The sequence below is a fragment of the Kitasatospora sp. GAS204B genome, assembly GCF_029892155.1.
Taxonomy (GTDB): domain Bacteria; phylum Actinomycetota; class Actinomycetes; order Streptomycetales; family Streptomycetaceae; genus Kitasatospora.
In genome coordinates this window covers 26,071-48,960 of the sequence record NZ_JARZAG010000040.1, presented here as the reverse complement: position 1 = coordinate 48,960, position 22,890 = coordinate 26,071, and the positions used below count along the sequence as shown (strand labels likewise).

At 74.2% G+C, this 22,890-nt stretch carries 16 protein-coding genes and 1 pseudogene; 9 read left to right on the top strand and 8 right to left on the bottom strand.

Annotation, left to right across the window (positions count from 1 at the left end; all coding sequences use genetic code 11):
• Nucleotides 1–136 precede the first annotated feature (136 nt).
• The 5 genes from P3T41_RS34060 to P3T41_RS34040 all read left to right on the top strand — a co-directional run bounded on the left by P3T41_RS34060 (nt 137) and on the right by P3T41_RS34040 (nt 8,919).
• Complete coding sequence (locus P3T41_RS34060) at nt 137–1,660, top strand: hypothetical protein (protein ID WP_280694511.1); 1,524 nt, start codon at nt 137–139, stop codon at nt 1,658–1,660.
• A gap of 32 nt (nt 1,661–1,692) precedes the next feature.
• The gene (locus tag P3T41_RS34055; protein ID WP_280694500.1) at nt 1,693–2,547 is read left to right on the top strand and encodes a hypothetical protein; all 855 of its coding nucleotides are present in this window, start codon (nt 1,693–1,695) and stop codon (nt 2,545–2,547) included.
• Between the two features lie 21 nt (nt 2,548–2,568).
• Nucleotides 2,569–7,134, top strand: a complete 4,566-nt coding sequence (locus P3T41_RS34050) for a hypothetical protein (protein WP_280694499.1) — start codon at nt 2,569–2,571, stop codon at nt 7,132–7,134.
• A gap of 62 nt (nt 7,135–7,196) precedes the next feature.
• Nucleotides 7,197–7,973, top strand: coding sequence for an antibiotic biosynthesis monooxygenase (locus P3T41_RS34045; RefSeq protein ID WP_280694498.1), 777 nt, complete (start codon nt 7,197–7,199; stop codon nt 7,971–7,973).
• 91 nt (nt 7,974–8,064) lie between these two features.
• Nucleotides 8,065–8,919, top strand: coding sequence for a hypothetical protein (locus P3T41_RS34040; RefSeq protein WP_280694497.1), 855 nt, complete (start codon nt 8,065–8,067; stop codon nt 8,917–8,919).
• Nucleotides 8,920–8,926: 7 nt separating this feature from the next.
• On the opposite strand, the gene P3T41_RS34035 is transcribed toward P3T41_RS34040, so the two are convergent.
• Nucleotides 8,927–9,472 carry a HEAT repeat domain-containing protein gene (locus tag P3T41_RS34035; protein WP_280694496.1) on the bottom strand — a complete coding sequence of 182 codons (546 nt, stop codon included), beginning with the start codon at nt 9,470–9,472 and terminating at the stop codon, nt 8,927–8,929.
• A 179-nt stretch (nt 9,473–9,651) separates the two neighbouring features.
• Nucleotides 9,652–10,419 (bottom strand): alpha/beta hydrolase, encoded by a 768-nt coding sequence (locus P3T41_RS34030; protein WP_280694495.1) that lies wholly within the window; start codon nt 10,417–10,419, stop codon nt 9,652–9,654.
• A gap of 246 nt (nt 10,420–10,665) precedes the next feature.
• Between P3T41_RS34030 and P3T41_RS34025 the strand changes: the two genes are divergently transcribed.
• The gene (locus P3T41_RS34025; RefSeq protein ID WP_280694494.1) at nt 10,666–11,730 is read left to right on the top strand and encodes a HEAT repeat domain-containing protein; all 1,065 of its coding nucleotides are present in this window, start codon (nt 10,666–10,668) and stop codon (nt 11,728–11,730) included.
• On the opposite strand, the gene P3T41_RS34020 is transcribed toward P3T41_RS34025, so the two are convergent.
• The 4 genes and pseudogenes from P3T41_RS34020 to P3T41_RS34005 form a co-directional block, all read right to left on the bottom strand.
• Nucleotides 11,702–13,144 carry a M1 family metallopeptidase gene (locus P3T41_RS34020; protein WP_280694493.1) on the bottom strand — a complete coding sequence of 481 codons (1,443 nt, stop codon included), beginning with the start codon at nt 13,142–13,144 and terminating at the stop codon, nt 11,702–11,704. The genes P3T41_RS34025 and P3T41_RS34020 overlap by 29 nt on opposite strands.
• Before the next feature lie 51 nt (nt 13,145–13,195).
• Complete coding sequence (locus P3T41_RS34015) at nt 13,196–17,113, bottom strand: Pls/PosA family non-ribosomal peptide synthetase (protein WP_280694492.1); 3,918 nt, start codon at nt 17,111–17,113, stop codon at nt 13,196–13,198.
• Between the two features lie 371 nt (nt 17,114–17,484).
• Nucleotides 17,485–17,880: an SSI family serine proteinase inhibitor gene (locus tag P3T41_RS34010; RefSeq protein WP_280694491.1), complete on the bottom strand. Its 396-nt coding sequence runs from the start codon at nt 17,878–17,880 to the stop codon at nt 17,485–17,487.
• Between the two features lie 180 nt (nt 17,881–18,060).
• A pseudogene (locus tag P3T41_RS34005) lies at nt 18,061–18,387 on the bottom strand (metalloregulator ArsR/SmtB family transcription factor); the annotation flags it as partial.
• A gap of 109 nt (nt 18,388–18,496) precedes the next feature.
• On the opposite strand from P3T41_RS34005, the gene P3T41_RS34000 reads away from it, so the two are divergent.
• On the top strand, nt 18,497–19,603 hold the full coding sequence (locus P3T41_RS34000; protein WP_280694510.1) for an NADH:flavin oxidoreductase/NADH oxidase: 1,107 nt from the start codon (nt 18,497–18,499) through the stop codon (nt 19,601–19,603).
• A gap of 61 nt (nt 19,604–19,664) precedes the next feature.
• On the opposite strand, the gene P3T41_RS33995 is transcribed toward P3T41_RS34000, so the two are convergent.
• Together P3T41_RS33995 and P3T41_RS33990 are read right to left on the bottom strand one after the other, a co-directional pair.
• Nucleotides 19,665–19,946 carry a hypothetical protein gene (locus P3T41_RS33995; protein ID WP_280694490.1) on the bottom strand — a complete coding sequence of 94 codons (282 nt, stop codon included), beginning with the start codon at nt 19,944–19,946 and terminating at the stop codon, nt 19,665–19,667.
• Nucleotides 19,947–20,057: 111 nt separating this feature from the next.
• On the bottom strand, nt 20,058–20,753 hold the full coding sequence (locus tag P3T41_RS33990; protein WP_280694489.1) for an FCD domain-containing protein: 696 nt from the start codon (nt 20,751–20,753) through the stop codon (nt 20,058–20,060).
• Nucleotides 20,754–20,920: 167 nt separating this feature from the next.
• Here P3T41_RS33990 and P3T41_RS33985 point away from each other — a divergent pair, with 167 nt between their 5' ends.
• Nucleotides 20,921–21,490 (top strand): gluconokinase, encoded by a 570-nt coding sequence (locus tag P3T41_RS33985; RefSeq protein ID WP_280694488.1) that lies wholly within the window; start codon nt 20,921–20,923, stop codon nt 21,488–21,490.
• On the top strand, nt 21,487–22,863 hold the full coding sequence (locus P3T41_RS33980; RefSeq protein ID WP_280694487.1) for a gluconate:H+ symporter: 1,377 nt from the start codon (nt 21,487–21,489) through the stop codon (nt 22,861–22,863). Before P3T41_RS33985 ends, P3T41_RS33980 begins: the two co-directional genes overlap by 4 nt.
• The last annotated feature ends 27 nt before the right edge of the window (nt 22,864–22,890 follow it).

Sequence of the window (22,890 nt, the reverse complement as noted above, 5' to 3'; positions counted from 1 at the left end):
AGGCTGACTGTAGACCTGGATTTGAACACGTTCAACTCGTGCCGCGCCGGCTCGCCGGCTCGCGGACAAACCAGGATGACCACCCCATTTCAGGCCCTGTCGGTCCATGGCCCTAGGCTTGTCCACCGTGACCGTCATCGCTGATCAGCCCGCCGAGCGCGAGTTCCGCGCGCCCACCGGCGGCGCCCGCCCCGCGCCGGGCCCGGCCGCCGACGAGGGCCTGGCCCGGCGGCTCAAGGCGCTGGCCTGCACCGCACCGCTGCACGACCTGGACAACCGCAAGGTCAACCTGGCCGGTGAGTACGGCGGCTACGCGATGGCCGAGGTCGGCCTGGCGGCGATCGACCTGGTCACCCTGCACATGGACTTCGACACCGGCGCCGACCGCGAGATAGTGCTGGCCCGCCTGCTGCCCCGGGTCGCCGCCCAGCGCCCCGAGCGCCCCGGCGGCGAGCACCAGCGGGTGGCCCGCTGGGTGCTGGAGTCGCTGATCAACGTCGGCAGCGTCGACCGCGGGTTCCGCGCCGTCTACGGGACCTTCGGTGCGGACGGCGGCTACATCCGCCGGGACTACGACTTCAAGCTGATCGAGGAGGTCCCGGGCCCGGACGGCGGGGTCTACCTGCGCACCACCGACGAGGCGGTCAACGTCCTGGTCGGCGCGCTGGACACCGATGTGACCTCGGCGCAGATCGCCGCCGAGGTCAAGCTGGAGGTGCTGATCCGCCGCGGCCGCCTCGCCGACGCCCAACTCGCCGCCGAGCAGGCCCGCTACCGCACCGTCCAGTACGCCGAGACGCTGCGCCGCGCGCTGGACGCCACCCGGCGCAACGTGCGCGCGGTGGACTGGATGCAGGCCATCCCCGACCTGATCGACGAGGCGCTCGACCACATCGCCGACCGCTACCGGCACGAGAACGCGATCCTCACCAACATCCGCCGGGCCCGCGACGAGGCCGAGGGAGCGGACCACAAGCGGCAGGCCGCCGAGCTGGTCGACATCGTCAAGGACTGCATCCGTCGGCACACCCAGCTGCAGACCCGGCTGCTCGAAGCCGGCCCGCTGTTCCGCGCCGAGCAGGACCGCCAGGCCTTCGCCGCGCCCGCCGCCCGCTCCGGCGTCGACCTCTACGGCCAGCTGCTCGCGCCCGTGTTGCGGCTGCCGATAGAGCAGGCGCTCCGGCCCACCGACGCCTTCTTCGCCCGTGGCATCGGCCTGCGCACCCCCACCGCCGTGCGGCTGACCGACCTGGTCGATCTGCTGCTCACCCCGCCGGTCGAGCGCGAGCACCTGGGCGCCGAGCTGCCCGACCCCGACCTGGTCGCCACGCCCGACGACAGCCGGTTCTCCGAGGCCCAGCTGGAGGCCGCCCTGGTGCTGCTCGACCTGCCCGCCGACGCGCCCCGCCGGCTCTCCGGCCTGCTCGCCGACGCCCGCGACCAGGACCCCGAACTGCCCTACCTGGTCGCGCTGCTCGCCGTGCACGCCGCCAGCCCCCCGGTCGGCACCGCCTATCGCCAGGGCGAGGAGCGACTGCTCTTCGCGGTGGACGACGGCACCCAGCTGGCCGACCCCGAGTTCGGCGGCGCCGACCTGATCGTCGGCAGCGCGCTGCTGGACGCGGTGGGCATGGCGGCGGGTCGGCAGGACGCGCAGTGACGTTGCATCAGTACGACCGAGGAGCAAGCCACGTGACCACCCCTCAGGACGAGCTGCCGCGCGAGGCCGCGGTCACCCCCGCCGACGTCGCCGACGCCGCCCGGCTGGTCTCCTTCGGCTTGCAGGCCAAGCTGCTGCCGGCCCGGGACGCCGAGTACGCCGAGCTGGTCCGGCGCCACCGCGAGGACCCGCCGTTCGCCCGGCTGGCCGACGCGGTCGCCGCCGGGCTCGGCTTGGTGGTCCTGGAGGTCTCGGCCCGGGCCGGCATGGCGGTGGCGGCCGCCGAGGACTCGGTCTTCGCCGTCAAGATGGGCGACTACTCGCGCCGCGCCGCCTCCGAGACCGCCGACCGCTTCCTGCACGGCCTGGCCCACCTCGCGGTCGCCGCCCTCGCCTTCCCCCGCCCCGAGGACCTGGCCGACGACGGCTACCTCGGCCGGATCACCGTCAACGGCGTGGATGCTTTCGTGCGCCAGGCCTGCCGCCGCCTGGAGGAGCAGGCCGAGCAGGCCGGCGACAACACCGACCCGACCACGGACGCGCCCGGCCTGGAGGCCGCCTGGCGGGTCTGGGCCCGCCGCTCCACCACCGGTGCCACCAAGGACGCCCGCCGGCTCGCCGGCTCCACCATCGGCATCACCGGCAAGGCGGTGGCCTTCCTGGTCGACTCCGGCTTCCTGCAGAAGACCTCGGACGACGCCGGCGGCACCTACCGCACCACCGCCCGCTACCAGCTCCAGGTCCGCGACCTGGCCGGCAGCGCCGCGATGGCCGAGCTGCTCGACCTCGGCGTGGTCCCGGTCAGCGACGGCACGGCCACCCTGCTGCCCGCCGACCACTCCGAGGAACTGGTCGCCGACGCCGGCCTGCCGTTCCACTCCCTCTGAACCTGCTAAGGGCAAGACTTCATGTACGAGCTCAACCGGGTCCGCCTCTACTCCATCGGCCCGGCCGGCGCCCGCTACGCCGACACCGTCCTGGACCTGCGCGGTGTCGGCGAGCCGGTGGCCGACCCCGCCCCGCAGCAGCCGGGCCTGTTCGGCGAGGAGCCCGAGGGGCCGCAGCGCCGCCCGGCCCCGGCCGGCGTGCTCTTCCTGGAGAACGGCGGCGGCAAGTCGGTGCTGCTCAAGCTGATCTTCTCGGTGATGCTGCCCGGCCACCGCAACACCCTGGGCGGCGCCAGCTCCGGTGTGCTGCGCAAGTTCCTGCTCGCCGACGACTGCGGGCACGTCGCGCTGGAGTGGCAGCACACCGTCACCGGCGAGCTGATCGTGGTCGGCAAGGTCAGCGAGTGGCGCGGCCGTCAGGTCTCCTCCGACCCGCGCAAGTTCGCCGAGACCTGGTACTCCTTCCGCCCGGGCCCCGGCCTGACGCTGGACTCGCTGCCGGTCGCCGAACGCGCCACCCTCGGTGACCCGAACGCCCGCCCGCGCGGCCGGCGCCGCACCATGAAGGGCTTCCGCGACGCCCTGACCGAGGCCGGCAAGGCCTACCCGTACCTCGACCTCACCTTCGAGGACGGCCACGACCGCTGGACCGAGCACCTCGGCGAGCTCGGCCTGGACCCCGAACTCTTCCGCTACCAGCGCGAGATGAACGCCGACGAGGGCGAGGCGGCCGGCCTCTTCGCGGTCAAGCACGACGCCGACTTCACCGATCTGCTGCTGCGCGCCGTCACCGACACCAGGGACACCGACGGCCTGGCCGACCTGGTGCACGGCTTCGCCGCCAAGCTCGGCCGGCGCGCCGAGCTGACCGCCGAACGCGACTTCACCGGCGGTTCGTTGGAGCTGCTGGAGCGGATCGTGGCCGCCACCGGCGCGCGCGAGAGCGTGCGCGAGGCGCACCGCGTCGCCGAGCGCCGCACCCGCCGCCTGGCCCAGGCGCTAGCCGCCCGGGCCGGCGCCGAGCGCGAGCGGGCCCAGGACCTGGCGATCGAGGTGGCCGCCGCCGCGAGCGCGGTCACCGCCGCCGAGGCCGACCGCACCCGCCACGCGCTGATCACCGCCGAGCTGACCCACCGGCACGCCACCCTCTCGCTGGCCGCCGCCACCGCCGAGGCCGCCGGGCTGCGCCGCGAACTGCTCGACGCCCGCACCCTGCACGCCGCCTGGCAGGCTGCCGAGGCCGCGCTGCGCCACCGCGCCGCCGCCGACCGGGCGGCCCGGGTCGCCGCCGCGATCCGCGAGGCCGAGCTGGACGCGGCCCCGGCGCTCGCCGCCCGGGCCCAGGCCGCCGGCGCGCTCGCCCACGCGCTGGAGGCCGCCGCCGGCACCGCCGAGGAGCGCGCCGAGGCCGAGGAGACCCGCGCCGCCGAGCTCCAGCAGGACGGCGCGCGTGCCCAGGCCGACTCGGTGGCCGCCGCCACCGCCGGTCAGAAAGCCCGCTCCGACGCCGACCACCTGCGCCAGCGGCTGGCCGAGGTCGAGCAGGAGACCCAGGCAGCGGTGGCCGCCGGCTGGATCGACACCGCAGGAGACGTTGACCCCGCGCGCGCCGCGCTGCACGCCGCCGACGCCGAGAAGGCCGCCACCGCGGGCCTGGAGCAGGCCCGCGCCACCGCCGAGCAGGCCACCGCCCGCACCCGCGAGGCGGCCGCCGCCGAGGGCCGGGCCGAGCTGGCCGCCGCCCGCGCCAGCGACGCGCGCGCCGCCGCCCAGCGCGCGCTGGCCGCCGAGCGCCGCACTGCCGCGCAGCTGGCGGGGGAGCCGCGGCTGGCCGAACTGCTCGGGCTGGCCCCGTACTACGACGGTGACGCCGACGAGACCTCGGACGCCCTGACCCCCGACGTCCTGGACCGCGCCGCCGAGGACCTCACCGAGCTGCTCGAAGGCGCCGTCGCCACCGCCGAACGCACCCTCTTCGACCTGCGCACCACCGCCGCCGACGACTCCCGGATCCTGGCCGCCCTCGGCGACGGCGGCCTGCTGCCGCCGGGCCCCGACGTGCTCGCCACCGTCGAGTACCTCGGCGAGCAGGGCATCCCGGCGCTGCCCGGCTGGCGCTACCTGGCCCAGTCCGTCGACCCGTTGGACCACGAGGCGATCCTGGCCGCCCGTCCCGAGCTGGTCGACGGCGTGGTGGTCACCGACCCGTCCTCGCTGGACCGGGCCCGCGAGGCGCTGCAGGCCGCCGCGCTGCTGCCGCGCTCCACCGTCGCGGTGGGCACCGCCGCCGCGCTGATCGCCCCGATCACGGACGAGCCGGCCTTCTTTCTGGTGCCGCCGAACCCGGCCATGCACGACGAGTCCGCGGCCGACACCGAGCGCCGCGAGCTGCGCGCGCGGGCGGGCGCCCGCGACGAGCACATCCGCGAGCTGGCCGCCCGGCTCGGCGCCGACCGCGCGCTGGCCGCCCGGCTCGCGTCCTGGCAGGCCAGTTGCCCGCCCGGCACGCTGGCCGAGCTGACCGACGCGGTGTCGACCGCCGCCGAGCAGGCCGAGATCGCCACAGCCCAGCTGGCCGCCGCCCGTGCCGAGCACACCGAGGCCGAGGCCGACCGGGTGAGCGCGGTGAGCGTCCACGAGGAGCGCCGGGAGGCCGCCCAGCAGACCCGCCGCCGCGCCGACGCGCTGGCAGGGCTGGCGTTCCGGCTGCGCGAGCGGGCCAGCTGGACCAGGTCGCTGCGCGAACTCGCCGAGGACGCCGCCGAGTGCGAGCGCCGCCAGGCGGCCTGCGCCGAGCGGGCCCAGGCCTGCGACGAGGACCGCCGGGCCGCCCAGCGGGCCGCCGACGACGCCCGCCGCACCGCGCGCACGCTGCGCGCCGAGCGGGCCGAGCTGTCCGGCACCGTCGCGGTCAGCGACGAGCTGCCGACCGCCTCGCTGCCCGCGCTGCGCGAGGCCTACCGGGCCGCCGCCCAGCTCTACGAGAAGGTCGGCGTCGGGGCCGACCTGCGCGCCGAGCAGGCCCGTGCGGAGAGCGACGAGACCGCCGCCCGGGCCGAGTTGGACCGCCTGACCAACAAGGTCAGGACCCGCGCCGAGGAGTTGCTGAACAGCCCCGACGGCGCCGACGGCCCGGCCCGCCAGGCCGCCGCCGCCCGCGCCGAGGAGCTGGTCGCCACCATCGAGGCCCGCTCCGCCGCCGCCAGCGAGCAACTCGGCCGGCTGCGCGCCGAGGTGGAGCGCTCGGCGCCCGCCGCCGGCGAGGCGCACACCGAGCTGCCCGAAGAGCTCGTCCCCACCGACCCCGAGCACGCCCAGCAGCTGCTGCGCGTGGCCACCGGCGAACTCGCCGAGCGGCGCGAGGCGTTGGAGAGCACCCGGATCGAGCACAGCGAGCTGCTGCGCACCCTGCAGTCCGCGCAGTCCGCCGCCGCCGATTTCGACGAGGCGGCCGCCCAGCTGCGCGACGGCCTGCGCGACCACACCGCGGAGGACGGCGAGGCGAGTGCCGAGCCGTACCTGGACTCACTGGCCGAGGCCCGCACCGCCGCCACCGAGACCCGCCGCGCGCTGCGCACCGCCTCCGCCGAGCTGTCCGCCGCCGACCTCGCCGTCCGCGACGCCAGCGACGGGCTGGTCCGGCACGCCAACGCGGCCCGCTACGAGGCCGTCCGCACCCCCGCCCGCCAGCAGATCCGCGAGCTGCCGGCCGCCGCGCTGCCCGAGCACGCCGCCGCCTGGGCCGTCGCCTTCGCGCCCCGGCTGCGGGTGCTGACCGACGAGCTGACCCAGCTGGAGCGCAACCGCGGCTCGATCGTGGACCGGCTGCGCGGCCTGGTGGAGACCTCGCTCGCCACCCTGCGCGCCGCCCAGCGGCTCTCCCGGCTGCCCGAGGGCCTGGGCGAGTGGTCGGGCCAGGAGTTCCTGCGGATCCGCTTCGAGGACCCGGACCAGACGGTGCTCGCCGAGCGCCTCGGCGAGGTGATCGACGAGGCCACCCGCGCCGCCGTGCGGAAGAACTCCGACCTTCGCCGCGACGGCATGTCGCTGCTGCTGCGCGCGGTGGCGGCGGCGATCGGCCCCAAGGGCGTCTCGGTCGAGATCCTCAAGCCCGACGCGGTGCTGCGCGCCGAGCGGGTGAGCGTGGGGCAGATGTCGGACGTCTTCTCCGGCGGCCAGTTGCTCACCGCCGCCATCGCGCTCTACTGCACGATGGCCGCGCTGCGCGCCAACGACCGCGGCCAGTCGCAGCTGCGGCACGCCGGCACGCTCTTCCTGGACAACCCGATCGGGCGCGCCAACGCCACCTACCTGCTGGAGCTCCAGCGGGCGGTGGCCGACGCGCTCGGCGTCCAGCTGATCTACACCACCGGCCTCTTCGACACCACCGCGCTCGCCGAGTTCCCGCTGGTCATCCGGCTGCGCAACGACGCCGACCTGCGGGCCGGGCTCAAGTACATCTCCGTCGAGGAGCACCTGCGCCCCGGCCTGCCCGCCCCGCAGGACCCGGACGGCCCGGCGATCCACGGCGAGATCACCGCGACCCGGATGTTCAAGCGGCCGGCGGAGGTACCGGCGACGGAGTGACACGGCGCTTGCTGTCGGCCAGATCTGACGGACCGTCGGACCTGACGGTCCATCATGTCCGCATGACGACCATCGAGTACATCCGCTACCGGATCCCGGAGCCGCGGCGCGCGGAGTTCACGGCTGCCTACCGGCGGGCCGCCGTCCCGCTGGCCGCCTCGCCGTACTGCGTGGACTACGAGCTGACCGAGAGCATCGACGAGCCCGGCGCCTACATCCTGCGGATCCGCTGGACCTCGGTCCGGGACCACTTGGAGGGCTTTCGCGGCTCGCCGGAGTTCGCCGCCTTCTTCGCGGAGATCCAGCCGTACGTCGAGGCGATCGAGGAGATGCGGCACTACGCGGAGACCGGCGTGCGCGGCGCCGGACCGCAGCCGGCCGAGCCGCCGACCCTCTACGAGTACCTCGGCGGCGCTCCCGCGCTGACCCGCCTGACCAGTGCCTTCTACGCCCACGTCGTGACGGACGAGCTCCTCGCCCCGGTCTTCGCGGGCATGGACGACGAGCACCCGCAGCGCGTCGCGCTCTTCCTCGGCGAGGTCTTCGGCGGCCCGCCCGCCTACTCCGCCGAGCGCGGCGGCCACCCGCACATGGTCTCGCGCCACCTCGGCCGGAACCTGACCGAGCAGCAGCGCCGCCGCTGGGTGAGCCTGTTGCAGGACACCGCGGACGAGGTCGGACTGCCGGACGACCCCGAGTTCCGGGCGGCGTTCACCGGCTACCTGGAGTGGGGCACCCGGATGGCCAAGATGTTCTCCGCCCCCGGCGCGGAGCGCGTGGTCCAGACCCCGATGCCGCACTGGGGCTGGGGGCTGACCCCGCCGTACGTCCCCGCGTGACCCCTGGCCCCGGACCCCTGGCCCCGGACCCCGGCGGGCCGTCAGCCGCCACGCCCTGCTTGGATGGTCGCCTCTGACCGGGGGAGAGACCATGCCGACCGCCAAGCGCTTCCTGCCCACCGCCCTGCTCTGCGCCGCCCTCGCGGCCGGGGCCACCGCCTGCGGGACGGGCTCCGCCGGCCACCTGGCGGCCTCCCCCGGCGAGCGCGGGGTCAGCCCGGTCCCCGGCACGCCGCTTGCCGCGCCGAGCGTCAATGCCCTGCCCTCGCTCTCGCCGGACCACTACTTCGCCTCGCTCAGCCCCGACGAGATATCCCAGCAGATGCAGACCGCGATGGCCGCGGTGACCTCGCTCCGGATGACCGGGACGGTCACCACGAACGGTCAGACGGCCACCATGGACCTGGCCGCCAACCTCAATGGCGACTGCCAGGGCACCATCAGCACGGCCTCGTTGGGCCAGGTGGAGCTTCGGCACACCGCCGGGCAGACCTGGATGCAGCCCGACGCGACCTTCTGGAGGTCCATCGCCGCCAAGCAGGGCCACCCGCAGAACGGTGACCGGGCCGCCGAGCTGTTCAAGGGCCGCTACCTCACCGGTCCCGCGGACGACCCGAGCCTGAAGCAGATGGCCGCCGCCTGCGCCTTCGTCGGCACGCTCGCCCAGAGCCCCTCCGACAACCTGACGCTCGGCAAGGGGACGCTCAGCGTCATCGACGGCGTCAGCGTCATCAGCCTGGCCGGCGAGGACACCTCCGGCACCGCCACGGCGCTGTACGTCGCGGCCGTCGCCCCGCACCACCTGATCCGGATATCCGGCGAGGGCGGCGGCGATCCGCAAAGCGTCGACCTGAGCGACTTCGACAAGCCGGTCACCGTCCAGGCCCCGCCCGCCGACCAGGTCATCGACATCAGCCAGTTCCAGCAGCAGCTCAAGACCGCCTGACGAACAGTCAGCCATCGCCAGCCGCGCGGCGAGTCCATGCGTAGATGGTCCCGCCGGGAGCGAACCACCCCGCCTTCTTCCGCACGGCCGGGCTCGGGTCCCGAGCGTGGGACGCCGTCAGGGCCGCGACGGCGCGGGCGTCGGTGTGCACGAACTTGCCGACGAGCTCGGCGGCCCTCGTCCGGACCCCCGCGTCGGGGTCGGTGGCCAGGTGGCGCAGCGCCTGTTCGAGGACCTGGTCCGCGCCCGGCGCGCAGCTGTCGCCCTTGCAGCGGTCACAGGCCAGGGCATGGAACGCCGCGATCCTGACCTTGGCGTCCGGGTCCTCGGTCATGGCGATCAGCCGGCTCATGGACTCGGTGTCGACCAGGTGGTCCAGCAGGCGGCAGCAGCCTTCCCGGACAGCCGGGTTCTCGTGGTCCAGGCCGGCGCGAATGGCGCCGACCGCAGCATCCTTGCGGCGCAGCAGCTCCCGGTAGGCCGCCACGGTGCGTTGTGGATCGCCCAGGCAGGAGACGAGGGCTTCGTTGTCGGTCCTGACGAATCCGAGCATGCCCCCCAGTGTCGGGACGTTCGTCCGGCCCGGCAACGGGATTTCGCCGGCCCGTCCCCGAGCGGAGCCCGACCCCGGCATCCTCCAGCCGCCCGCGCTCCAACTTCCCACGCCCTACGGCCGGCACGCGGCGATGCCGCGGCGCCCGGTTGGCAGGCCGGACGCCGCAGCCGCGCACGTCACGCCGGCGAGGTGACCGCCGGGCCGAAGTGCCGGGCGAAGAACCGGACTGCGCTGTCCGCCTCGAACCTGGGCAGCTCCTTGTGCTTGCCCGCGTTGGCGTGCAACGTCTTCTCCGTCGAGGCGAAGGCGTCGAAGAGCGCGAGACCGGCCTCGCGCGGGATGTGCTCGTCGTCCCACTGCAGGTCGAACTCGATCGGGATGGTGATCTGCTTCGCCTGCTCGGCCAGGGTGTCGGGCCAGTGCTGGCCGAAGACCGCGGCGGTGATCCGGGGTTCGATCGCCACGAGCGGTAGGCCGATCGCGGTGCCCATGTTGATGCCCCAGAAGCCGACCGGCCCGTCGGTGCCGATCTCCGGGAGTTCCTGGAGGGCGTCCAGGGTCGCCTGGTACTCGGGCACGGCGAGCTTGGCCAGGTGGTCGTTGTAACGGACGACGATCGGGCCTTCCGGCTCGCCCGCCGCCCTCGCCCGGAACAGCTCGGCGATTTCCGCCTCGTCGTGCGCGGTGCGCGGCCGATCGCCGTGACCGGGCGCGTCGATGACGGCGACGTGGAAGCCACAGCCGGCCACGAGGCGCTGGGCGCGGCCGGACATCGCCGGGTGCTTCTTGTGGTTGCCGCCGCCGTGGGCCATCAGGATCAGCGGCGCGTGATCGGCCGCGTCGGAGGCCGGCGACCAGAGAACCCCGGGGACGTCGCCCACGGTGAAGTCGCGCTCGAGCACGCCGTTCGACGACGACTCGGTGGTGAACCGCAGAGAGTACATGGGTGTTGCCTTTCGGGAGTGCCTTGTTGTCGAGGCGCTCCCGGCGACACCTACGTCAATCGCCGGCCGTGACGGCAAGGGGGAGCACCCACATCGATGTAGCGTTCATGGGTCTCACCTCCTCGGGCGGTGTCACGGTCGAGTGAAAGCTAGCAGCCCGATGATCGCCCCTCAATCCCTTTTGACGGAGGAGGACGCCCGGGAAACCCCGCAGCGCTCCGCCCGTCCGGCTGCCAGGATGCCCTGATGAGCACGGACACGCACACCCTGGTCGACCAAGCCCTGGCAGCAGCACGCCGCGCGCTCGAGACGGACGACGACGACCGCTGGCACGACTACCACACGCTGCTGCACCAGGCGTCCGCCGAGCCGACGGTCGCGCTGCCGCTCGGCCTGGCGCTGCTCGGTGCGCCCGACCCGATCGACCGCGCGGCCGGCTGTGACCTGCTGAAGGACGTCTGCGACCGGCACGAAGCCGCCCGCCCCGAGGCGCTGACCGCGTTGCTCGCGCTCGCGCAGGGGGAGGCCGAGGGCCGGGTGCTGAGTTCGCTGGCCGGCGCGCTCGGCCGGACGCAGGACCGGCGAGCGGCCCCCGTGCTGGTCGGCCTCGCCCGGCACCCGGACGCCGAGGTGCGTTTCCACGTGGCCGTCAACTTCGCGGTGGCTCTCGGCGACCGGGCGGAGGGTCAGGAGCTCGAGGCCCTGCTGGCGCTGACCCGCGACGCCGACCCGGACGTCCGCAACTGGGCGACCTTCGAGCTGGGCTCCGTGGCCGAGCTCGACAGTCCCGAGATCCAGGCCGCGCTCTGGGAGCGGACCACGGACGAGTACCCCGACGCCCGCGCGGAGGGCGTCAACGGCCTGGCCCGGCGGCACGACCCGCGCGCTGTCCCGCTGTTGGCGGAGCTGCTCGCCGACCCGGCCGGCGAGCACACCCTCAGCCTCGGCGCGGCGGAGATCCTGGGTGCCCCCGAACTGCTGTCCGTGCTGCGGGAGTTCGAGCCCGGTGACTCGTGGGTCGAGGCCGCCGTGCGCTCCTGTGATCCCGAGCAGCGCGCTCAACTGGCTTGCCGCGCCTGGGAGCTGGTGGAGGCGCTGCACCGGCTGCGCCCCGAGCTGGACGCGGCCGTCAGCATGCCGCGCTTCGACTACGAGCTCCGTCTCACCGGCGCGCCGCCCGAACTCGCCTACGACATCGGGGCGCTGCTCGCCCGCGCCGACGGCGACCCGACCCGCGCCGCCGACCTGGTGATCGCCGACCTGGTCATCGCCGACCTGGCCGTCAGCGACCGGGGCGCAGCGGCCGCCTGAGCAGGCTCAGCGGACCACCGGCAGCGCGCGCCGCCGGCTCTGCCGCCACCCCCGGCAGCGGTGTCACCGAGGCGACGACCGCCGCCGGTGCCGCCGGCACCGGCAGTTCCGGCAGCGCCCCGTCGAAGAGCCAGGCGTCGAACAGCTCCACCAGCGAGCCGCCCACCGCCGCGTACCGCTGCGCGTGGGCCATGAAGTCGGCCGTGGTCACCACCCCGTGGCGGCGGCCAGTCGCCCAGTCGCGCAGCATCCGGAAGAAGGCCTCGTCACCGAGGGCGCAGCGCAGCGCGTGCACCGTCAGGCCGCCGCGCTCGTACAGCCGGTCGTCGAACATCTGCTTGCGACCGGGGTCGGCGATCCGCAGGTCCTGCGGGAGGGCGCTCAGCTGGCGGTGGGCGTCGGCGGCGTGGGCCTGGGCGTCGCGGCCGCCGGAGCGTTCCGCCCAGAGCCACTCCGAGTACTTCGCCAGGCCCTCGTTGAGCCAGATGTGCCGCCAGTCCGCGATGGTGACGCTGTTGCCGAACCACTGGTGGGCCAGCTCGTGCGCGACCAGGCGCTCGGAGCCGCGCACGCCGTCCACGTGGTTCGTGCCGAAGGACGACAGGCCCTGCGCCTCGACCGGGACGTCCAGCTCCTCGTCGGCCACCACCACCGCGTACTCGCCGAACGGGTAGGGGCCGTAGAGCTCCTCGAAGAGGCGCATCATCTGCGGCTGGCGGCCGAAGTCGCCGGCGAACCGCGGCACCAGCCGGGCCGGCACGTAGCCGGTCTGCGGGACCGCGCCTGGTTCGGCGTCGACCAGCAGCACCTTCTCGAAGGCGCTGATCGCGATCCCGACCAGGTAGCTGGAGGTGGGCGCGGCCTGCTCGTAGACCCAGGTGGTGCTGCTGGCCTTGGTGGTCCGGGTGAGCAGCCGACCACCCGTCACCACCGTGTAGGGGGAGGGGGTGGTGACCGATATCTGGTACGCGGCCTTGTCAGCGGGCCGGTCGTTGCACGGGAACCAGGACGGCGCGCCGACGGGCTGACTGGCCACCAGGGCACCGTCCGTCAGTTCCTCCCAGCCCAGGCCGCCCCACTGGCTGCGGACCGGCTTCGGGTTGCCGCTGTAGTGCACCTCGACGGTGAACGCGGCCCCCGAGGCGAGCGCCCTGGCCGGCTTGACCCGCAGCTTGCCGCCCCGGTGGGTGTAGTGCGCGGCCCTGCCGTCCACCAGGACCCGGCCGATCCGGAACTCGGCCAGGTCCAGGGCGAACTCGCGCAGCGGCTCCGGACCGGCCAGCGCGCTGATCCGGGCGGCGCCGGCCAGCCGGTTGGGCCCGGGACGGTAGTCGAGGGTCAGTTCGTAGCGGTGTACCCGGTAGCGGGTGTCGCCGTTGCCCGGAAAGTAGGGGTCGACCTGCTTGGGGCTCACCGCTGCGTCCACTCCCTGTGCCACACGGACCTCTGCCGTACCGAGCATCTGTTACGCCTGCCAGGCCTCGATCGGGTTGCCCAGCCAGCGGGTGTCCGCCGGGACCGACTCGGCCCCCATCACCAGCGAGGCCGGGCCCAGCGTGCTGCGCGCCCCGATGGTGCTGCCGGGCAGCACGATCCCGCCCGGGCCCAGGGTGGCGCCCTCGCGGAACACCACAGTATCCATGCGCATGATCCGGTCGTGGAAGAGGTGGGTCTGCAGCACGCAGCCCCGGTTGATGCTGACCCCGGCGCCGAGGGTGACCAGGTCGGCCTCGGGCAGCCAGTAGCTCTCGCACCACACGCCCCGCCCGATCCGGGCACCCAGGCCGCGCAGCCAGAGCGTCATCAGCGGGGTGCCGGGCACCGCGCCGATCAGCCACGGCACGGCCAGCACCTCGGTGAAGGTGTCGGCCAGCTCGTTGCGCCAGACGAACCCGCTCCACAGCGGGTGCTCGACCGCCTTGAACCGGCCGATCAGCAGCCACTTGGCGGCCAGCGAGACGACGCAGGCGACGGCGCCGGCGGCCAGCAGGACCAGGCCGGAGAGCAGCGCCGCGAGCAGCGGCGAGCCGGTCGCGGCCAGCGCGCAGAGCGCGGCGGCGGTCAGCAGGGCCAGTGCGGCCGAGCAGAGCACCGGAACCAGCCGGCAGACCTCGACCAGGCCGCGGGCCCAGAGCAGCCGGGTCGGCGGGTCGTAGGTCAGGCTCTGGTCGGCGACGTCGGCGGCGCGCGGCAGCTTCATCGGCGGCATGCCGAGGTAGGAGCTGCCCTTCTTGGCCTTCTTCGGGGTGGCCGAGAGCACCCCGACCAGGCCCCGGTCCGGCACGGCGCGCCCGGGCGCGGTCATCCCGGAGTTGCCGAGGAAGGCCCGGTCACCGATCTCGGCCCGGCCGATCCGCAGCCAGCCGCCGCCCAGCTCGTAGGGCGCGATCAGGGTGTCGTCGGCCAGGAAGGCGCCGTCGCCGACCGTGGTCAGGCTGGGCAGCGCCAGCACCGTGGAGACCTCGGCATTGCGGCCGACCTTCATCCCGAGCAGACGCAGCCAGATCGGGGTGGCCAGACCCGCGTAGAGCGGGAAGAGCGTCTCGCGGGCCAGGTCCATCAGCTGGCTGACCGTCCAGGCCTGCCAGCCGACCCGGCCGTGCAGCGGGTGGTAGCCGGTGCGCAGGCCCAGGCTGAGCAGCCGGACGGCGGCCAGCACCAGCAGCGCGTACGTGGTGCCGTAGGCCAGCGTGGCCGGCACGACGGCGAGCAGGGCGCCGCGCAGCGCCGCGCCGAGCCCGTCGCCGGGAGCGACGAACTGGACGGCCACCAGCAGCGCGGGCGCGGCGGCCAGCGCGGGCAGCACGCTCAGCCCGAAGCCGGTCACGCCGTACAGCGCGGACCAGCGGCGCAGGTGCGGCGGCCGCTGCTTGGGCCAGCCGTGTTCGGCCTTGCCGAGCTTGACGGCGGGCGCGCCGGCCCAGCGCTGGCCGGTCGGGATCTGCCCGGTCACGCCCGAACCGGGCGCCACCTCGGAGCGCTTGCCGACCCGGGAGCCGGGGAACAGCGCGCTGCGGGTGCCGATCACCGCGCCGGCGCCGACCCGGAGCTGGCCGATCTCCAGCCGGTCGCCGTCCAGCCAGTAGCCGGACAGGTCGACCTCGGCCTCGATCGCGCAGCCCTTGCCGAGCCGCAGCATGCCGGTGACCGGCGGCAGCGAGTGCAGGTCCACGTCGTCGGCGATCCGCGCGCCGAGCGCCCGGCCGTAGCGGTTCAGCCAGGAACCGGACAGCTCGGTGGCGCCGCTGGCCTCGGCCAGCCGCTCGGCCGCCCACAGCCGCAGGTGCACGCTCCCGCCGCGCGGGTGGCTGCCGGGCCGCACGCCGCGCAGCAGCAGGCGGGCGCCGCCGGCCGCGATCGCGAGCCGGCCCGGCGCGCTGAACAGCAGCAGGCCCGCCGAGGCCAGCAGCCACCACGAGGCGGTCGGCGCCCAGGTGTAGGCGCCGAACCAGTGCAGCACGTTGCCGAGCGCCAGCAGCGCGGTCGTCCAGCGCAGCCCGACCAGGGTGAACAGCGGGAGCATCAGCAGCAGCTGGACCAGCTTGGCCCGGGTCGGGGTGGGCGCGATCTCGCGCCTGGCGCCCTCGCCCTGCGCCGAGCGCTCCAGGTGGCGGGCCAGCTTGCGCAGCACCGGCTGCTGGTAGATGTCCAGCACGGCGGCGGCGGGGTAGCGGGTGCGCAGCAGCGTGGTCAGCCGGGCGGCGGCCAGGCTGCCGCCGCCGATCGCGAAGAAGTCGTCCTGCGCGCTGGTCACCGGGATGCCGAGGATCTCGCTCCACTGCTCGGCCAGCCAGGCTTCGGTGCCGTACAACTGCTCGACCGGTCCGCTCGGCGCCAGCTCCAGCGGCCAGGGCAGCGCGTTGCGGTCCACCTTGCCCGAGGTGCGGGTGGGCAGCTCGGCGACCGGCGCGAGCAGCGGCACCAGGGCGGCCGGCAGCTCGGCGCGCAGCTTCGTCACGGCCGCCTCGTGGTCCCAGCCGTCCTGGGTCACCAGGTAGCCGACCAGCAGCTGGTTGCCGCCGCGCGCGGTCCGCACGGCCGCCGCCGCGCCCGCCACGCCGGGCAGCGCCTGCAGCGCGGCGTCCACCTCGCCCAGTTCGATCCGGCGCCCGCCGAGCTTGATCTGCTCGTCCGCGCGGCCCAGGAAGATCAGGCCCTCGGGCTCGGCCCGGACCAGGTCACCGCTGCGGTAGGCCCGCTCCCAGCCGAGCGAGGGCAGCGGCGCGTACTTCTCGGCGTCCTTGGCCGGGTCCAGGTAGCGGGCCAGGCCGACGCCGCCGATCACCAGCTGACCGCTGTCGCCCATCGCGACCGGGCGGTCCTGCTCGTCGACCACGGCCAGCTCCCAGCCGTCCAGCGGCAGGCCGATCCTCACCTGGCCCTCGCCGGTCAGCAGCGCGCCGCAGGCGACCACGGTGGCCTCGGTCGGGCCGTAGGTGTTCCACACCTCGCGGCCCTCGGTGACCAGCCGCTCGACCAGCTCGGGCGGGCAGGCCTCGCCACCGAAGATCAGCAGCCGGACGTCGCCCAGCGACTCGGCGGGCCAGAGCGCGGCCAGCGTCGGGACGGTGGAGACCACCGTGATGTCCTGCTCGGCCAGCCACGGGCCCAGGTCGGCGCCGCTGCGCACCTGCGAGCGCGGCACCGGCACCAGGCAGGCGCCGTAGCGCCAGGCCAGCCACATCTCCTCGCAGGAGGCGTCGAAGGCGACCGAGAGCCCGGCCATCACGCGGTCGCCGGGGCCGATCGGCTCCTCCTGGAGGAACATCGCGGCCTCGGCGTCCACGAAGGCGGCGGCGTTGCGGTGGGTGACGGCCACGCCCTTGGGCTTGCCGGTGGAGCCGGAGGTGAAGATGATCCACGCGTCGTGGTCCGGGGTGGGTCGCCCGGCGCTGCCGCTGCCCGGGCGCAGTGCGGTCAGCTCGTGGCCGGCGCCGAGCACGGCGGTCACCTCGGCCTCGCCGAAGACCAGGTCGGCGCGCTCCTGCGGGTCCTCGGCGTCCACCGGCACGTAGGCCGCGCCGACCGCGAGGACGGCCAGGATCCCGATGTAGAGGTCGTTGGTGCCGGACGGGACGCGGATGCCCACCCGGTCGCCGAGCCCGACTCCGGCGGCGGCCAGCTTGCGGCGCAGCGCCTCGACCTCGGCGGCCAGCGCGCGGTAGCTGAGCTGGGTGCGCCCGTCGTCCAGCGCGGGCTCCTGGGGGTGGGCGTGCACGGCGGCGTCCAGCACGTCGACCAGCGTGCGGGCCACCGGGGCCGCGCCGGTGCCGAAGAGCGCGGGCACGGCGGGTGCCGGCACCTCGGGGGATTCGGGCACGCCAGGAGGCGTGGCCGGCCCCTGCCGGTCACCCTGTGTGCTGATCTGCGTCATGATAGCCATGCGATCCTCGTCCCTCGTCCCCCCACGGGGCCGCCACCGCACCGTCCCTGACCTGCGACGATTCGCGGCCCTTGGGCGGTCGGCCCCGACCCGGAGCACAACAACGTGATCGATGGTAGTCCGAGGTCGAGCTGAACCACGAGTGAACGAGAAGTGGCCTGGCGGCCAACTGGCCGGTTTCGGACGAAAACTGACTGATCATCAGCTTTTCTATTCGGGGCCTGCCAAGGGTCCTGACGGACCGTCAGTCGAATTGACGGTCCGTCAGGTGAAATCTGACGATGTGACTCAGGTAACAGAGCGTGGGCCGATCGGGCGCCTGCGTTGTGGCGTGGGCCGCATGCGGGGCGGGTTGGCGGCATCCGGTGGTGTCAGAAGTGGAAGACCGCATCCGTCTTGGTGTGCAGCCCGCACGGGTTGGCGAAGGCGTGCTGCCAGGCCACCGGCCGCCCCTGCCAGGCGCCTTGGGCGAAGGCGGTTACCGGCTGGTAGAGGTCGTTGCAGAGGACGCCGGGCCGCCCTTTCAGCAGGTCCAGGTCGCCGCCGGTGGGTTCGATCGCGGCGCAGGCGTCCTGTGGCTGCGGGTGGCTGCCGCCGGCCGGGTCGCAGTGCAGGTCGACGGCCCGGGCCGCGCCGGTGGTGTCGTCCTTGATGGTCAGTCGGAGGTAGGAGGCCGGGCCGGCGGGCTGGGCCTGGGCCGGCGTGGGCACGGTGAGGAAGGCGAGGGTGAGCGCGGCGAGTGCCGCGCGGATGCGCAGGGAGATCACGCCGACAGGGGTACCAGCGGGTCACGCGGCACGCCCAAGCCGTCACTCCATCGTGGGCGTGGCGGCTGCCGCGAAAGTCGACGGCGCGGCGGCGGTGGTCGCGTCGCCGGGCGCGGCGTCTCCCGGCGCGGCGGTCGTCGGTTCGGTGGCGGTCGGTTCGGTGGTGGTCGGGTCCCGCAGCGCCTCGGCCTCGGCGGCGGCCAGCAGGTGGTCCAGCAGCCCCGGGAAGAGCGCCGCCAGGTCCGCCTCGCGCAGCGTGCTCATCCGCGCGGTGCCGCGCCGCTGCTGACGGATCACGCCCGCCTCGCGCAGCACCCGGAAGTGGTGCGTGCTGGTCGACTTGCTGACCGGCAGGCCGAACGCGATGCAGGCCATCTCGGCATGACCGGCCGCCAGCTCGCGCGCGATCCGCAGGCGCAGCGGATCCGCCAGGGCGTGCAGCACCGCCGCCAGGCGGATCTGGTCGACCGGCGGCTCGGGCAGGCGGAGGCTGGTGTCTTCGGTCACGGCCCCAGTGTACGGCGTGGTACGGCAACAGTCGTACTTCGATGAGTTTCGTAGTACGGTGCTTCTCGTACCAATCGCCTAGCGCTCCGAGGAGCCTGCCGTGTCTGCCGTGTCTGCCTTGTTCGAGCCCATCACGCTGCGCGAACTGACCATCCCGAACCGGCTCTGGATGGCTCCTATGTGCATGTACTCGGCGGCCGGCGAAGGCCCGGACACCGGCGTGGCCACCGACTTCCACTTCACCCACCTGACCAGCCGGGCGGCCGGCGGCACGGGTCTGATCCTGGTCGAGGCGACCGCCGTCACCCCCGAGGGGCGGATCAGCCCCAACGACCTCGGCCTGTGGAACGAGCGCCAGCAGCAGGGCCTGGTCCGGGTGGCCGCCGGGATCAAGAGCTACGGCGCGGTGGCCGGCATCCAGCTGGCGCACGCGGGCCGCAAGGCCTCCACGGACTCGCCGTGGGTCGGCGGCCGGCCGATCCCCGAGGGGGAGGGCGGCTGGCGCACCGTCGGCCCGACCGCCGAGCCCTTCGGCGACCACCCGGACCCGGACGCGCTCACCGTCGCGCAGATCGGCGAGACCGTGCGGGCCTTCGCCGAAGCGGCGAAGCGGGCCCTGGCGGCCGGCTTCCAGGTGGTCGAGCTGCACGGTGCGCACGGCTACCTCATCCACTCCTTCCTCTCCCCGAACTCCAACCACCGCACCGACGCGTACGGCGGCTCGTTCGCGAACCGGACCCGCTTCGCCCTGGAGGTGGCCGCCGCCGTACGCGCCGTCTGGCCCGCCGAGCTGCCGGTCTTCTTCCGCACCTCGGCCACCGACTGGCTGGCCGAGAACCCGCAGGACGAGCGCGCCGGCTGGACCGGCGAGGACACCGTCCGGCTCGCCAAGGAGCTGCAGGCCGTCGGGATCGACCTGCTGGACGTCTCCACCGGCGGTCTGGTGCCCGACGCCCGGATCCCGGCCGGCCCGGGCTTCCAGGTGCCGTTCGCCGAGCGGGTCCGCGAGGCCACCGGGCTGCCGGTCGCCGCGGTGGGCCTGATCACCGAGCCCGCGCAGGCGGAGCAGATCGTCGCCGAGGGGCGCGCGGACGCCGTCCTGCTCGGGCGCGAGCTGCTGCGAAACCCGTACTTCGCCCAGCACGCCGCGCGCGAGCTGTCGGCCGAGCGGCGCTGGCCGAGCCAGTACGCCAAGGCGATCGGCGACCGCGGCTGAGCCGTCGGCACGCCGAGCTTCCGTTCCGCCCGGCTCCCGCTCCGCCCGGCCCGCAGACGATTCAGCGAGCCGGGCGGCTGCCCGTCAGCGGCCGGTCACGGCCGGGGCCGCGCCGCCGCTGGGCGGCGATCTGACGCGAGATCACGATCTCCAGCAGGCACCAGACGATCCCGAACACCCCGATCCCGCTGACCAGCATCATCAGCGTCAGCGCCTTCTTCGCGTGCGCGAACGAGGCCAGCGTGGCGACCGTCAGGCCGACCAGCGTGAAGGCTAGGAAGACCACGGTGCGTACGGCGGCCGCGCGCACCTCGTCCGGCATCCGTCTGCGTGCAGCGGCCATCGGCGCGAACCCCCACAGGACTGAGCGGGGCGGACCCTCACGCCCCCGCCCACTGCCTGCCCGCGCGCGCCGAGCGCAAACGCCGGGGCCCGCGTCCCGCCCCCCGACGCGCTACCCCAGCTCGGCGGCCAGCTCCTGCATGGCTCCCGTCACGATGGTCCGCATCGCCTGCTCGGCCCGCTCCGGCGCCCCCGCGCAGATCGCCTCCGCCACCTCCCGGTGCAACTGCACCGCGTACGCGCGCGGCTGATGCGGCATCAGCTTGTGCTCGGTGCGCCCGGTCAGCACCGCGCCCACCGTGTCGCCCAGGTGCGCGAACATCTCGTTCCCGGAGGCGCGCAGCACGGTGGCGTGGAAGGCGATGTCGTGCCGGAGGAACGCGGTGAGGTCGGCGGCCCGCGCCGTGACGGTCAACTCCACGGCCAGCGAGCTCAGTTCACGGCAATCGTCCGGGCTCGCGTACTGCGCGGCGAGCGCCGCCGCCGCCGGCTCGACGGCCACCCGCAGCGAGCCGAGCGAGCGCAGCTGGGCCGGCCGGTCGGCGCCGGCCAGCCGCCAGCGGATCACCAGCGGATCGAAGACGTCCCAGTCGCGGCGGGGCTGCACGGTGATCCCGACCCGCCGCTTGGACGCCACCAGCCGCATCGACTCCAGGATCCGTACCGCCTCCCGCACCACCGTGCGGGACACCCCGAAGCGCGTCTCCAACTCCTCGATCCGCAGCACCGCCCCCTCGGCGAGTTCCCCCGACGCGATGGCCGGTCCCAACTCGGCGAGCAGTTTGCCGGGCAGCCCCTGGATCTCCATCGGTCCAGCCTAGATGACCCGGCACCGGCCTCTGACTGCCCCAAGTCCTAGTCGACAAGTATGACGATTTGATGTCGCCGTCTTGAATAAGTCATACCTTTGGCGCGATAGTGGCGTCACCGCAGCCGGTGGCCGCGGCCGGCAGCGAAGTGTCAGGAGCAGAACCCATGGCTCTCAGCGACGAGAACCACCGCGACGGCAACCAGTCGAGCCGTCCCCGCCCGCTCATCGTGGTGATGGGCGTCTCGGGCGTCGGCAAGACCACGGTCGCGCAGCTGCTCGCCGACCGCCTGGGCCTCCCGTACGCGGAGGCAGACGACTTCCACCCCGCCGCCAACATCGCCAAGATGACCGCCGGCATCCCGCTGGACGACGCCGACCGCGCCCCCTGGCTGCGCGCCCTGGCCGCGTGGCTGCACGAACGCGGCGAGGCCGGCAGCGGGGGAGTGGTCACCTGCTCCGCCCTCAAGCGCCGCTACCGCGACACCCTGCGGGCGGGTTGCCCGGCCGCCTTCTTCCTGCACCTGGACGGCGGCCGACGCCTGGTCGCCGGCCGACTCGCCCTGCGCACCGGCCACTTCATGCCGTCCTCGCTGCTCGACTCCCAGTACGCGCTGCTCGAACCGCTCCAGCCGGACGAGCACGGCGCGGTCCTGGAAGTCGGCTCGCGCACCCCCCACGAACTCGTCGAGCTGGCCGTCACGCTGCTGCGGCCCGTCAATGGAGACCTCGATTGAACCCCCACCACCTCGCCGCAGCCCTTCCGCACGCCCACAGTGACGGGCGGCTGCTGCTCGCCACGCTGCTCAGCATCGGCGTCATCGTGCTGGCGATCAGCAAGCTGAAGCTGCACCCGTTCCTGGCGCTGACCGTCGGCTCCGGCCTGCTGGCGGCGCTCGCAGGCGCGCCCTTCGACCAGCTGACGACCAGTTTCGCCACCGGTTTCGGCGCCACCGTGACCAGCGTCGGCCTGCTGATCGGCCTGGGCGCGATGCTCGGCAAGCTGCTCGCCGACTCGGGCGGCGCGAACATCATCGCGGACACCGTGCTGGCCCGTTCCAGCAAGCGGCTGCTGCCCTGGGCGATGGCGCTGATCGCGGCGGTGCTGGGGCTGCCGCTCTTCTTCGAGATCGGCGTGGTGCTGCTGATCCCGATCGTGCTGCTGGTCGCCCGGCGCGGCAACATGAGCGTGATCCGGGTCGGCATACCGGCGCTGGCCGGTCTCTCGGTCCTGCACGGATTGATCCCGCCGCACCCCGGCCCGCTGGTCGCGGTCGACGCGCTGAAGGCGAACCTCGGCGTCACGCTGGCGCTGGGCCTGCTGATCGCGGTGCCCACCCTGATCATCGCCGGCCCGCTCTTCGCCCGGGTCGCCGAGCGCTGGGTCGGCCCGCTGACCGCGCCGCAGGTCGTCGCGGCCGAGCCCGAACGCTCCGGCCCGGCCCCGTCGTTCGGCGCGGTGCTCGCCACCATCCTGCTGCCGGTGGTGCTGATGCTCGCCAAGGCACTGGCGGACGTGGCGATCGACAACCCCAAGGACCACGCCCAGCGCATCCTCGACTTCATCGGCTCCCCGCTGATCGCCCTGCTGCTGGCCGTTCTGCTGGCGATGCTGACGCTGGGTCGGGCCGCCGGGTTCAGCAAGGCGCGGATCTCCGAGACCGTCGCGTCCTCGCTCGGCCCGATCGCCGGCATCGTCTTCATCGTCGGCGCGGGCGGCGGCTTCAAGCAGACCCTGGTCGACGTGGGCGTGGGCGACGCCGTCAGCCACTGGGCGGGCAAGCTGCACATCTCGGCGCTGCTGCTCGGCTGGCTGATCGCGGTCCTGATCCGGCTCGCCACCGGCTCGGCCACGGTGGCGACCATCACGGCAGCGGGCATCGTCGCGCCGCTGGCGGCGGGGATGAGCACCTCGCACACGGCGCTGCTGGTGCTGGCGGTGGGGGCGGGGTCGCTCTTCTTCTCGCACGTGAACGATGCGGGATTCTGGCTGGTGAAGGAGTACTTCGGGATGAGCGTGGGGCAGACGCTGAAGAGCTGGTCGGTGATGGAGACGATCATCTCGGTGGTGGCGATCGCGCTGATCCTGCCACTGAGCCTGATCATCTGACGATTGACGACCCGAAGGTACGCGGCC

Coding starts and splice junctions, on each gene's coding strand:
- P3T41_RS34050 (WP_280694499.1), top strand. CDS start 2,569: ATGTACGAGCTCAACCGGGTCCGCCTCTACTCCATCGGCCCGGCCGGC.
- P3T41_RS34035 (WP_280694496.1), bottom strand. CDS start 9,472: ATGCTCGGATTCGTCAGGACCGACAACGAAGCCCTCGTCTCCTGCCTG.
- P3T41_RS33990 (WP_280694489.1), bottom strand. CDS start 20,753: ATGGAGATCCAGGGGCTGCCCGGCAAACTGCTCGCCGAGTTGGGACCG.
- P3T41_RS34025 (WP_280694494.1), top strand. CDS start 10,666: ATGAGCACGGACACGCACACCCTGGTCGACCAAGCCCTGGCAGCAGCA.
- P3T41_RS33995 (WP_280694490.1), bottom strand. CDS start 19,946: ATGGCCGCTGCACGCAGACGGATGCCGGACGAGGTGCGCGCGGCCGCC.
- P3T41_RS33985 (WP_280694488.1), top strand. CDS start 20,921: ATGGCTCTCAGCGACGAGAACCACCGCGACGGCAACCAGTCGAGCCGT.
- P3T41_RS34030 (WP_280694495.1), bottom strand. CDS start 10,419: ATGTACTCTCTGCGGTTCACCACCGAGTCGTCGTCGAACGGCGTGCTC.
- P3T41_RS34040 (WP_280694497.1), top strand. CDS start 8,065: ATGCCGACCGCCAAGCGCTTCCTGCCCACCGCCCTGCTCTGCGCCGCC.
- P3T41_RS34015 (WP_280694492.1), bottom strand. CDS start 17,113: ATGGCTATCATGACGCAGATCAGCACACAGGGTGACCGGCAGGGGCCG.
- P3T41_RS34045 (WP_280694498.1), top strand. CDS start 7,197: ATGACGACCATCGAGTACATCCGCTACCGGATCCCGGAGCCGCGGCGC.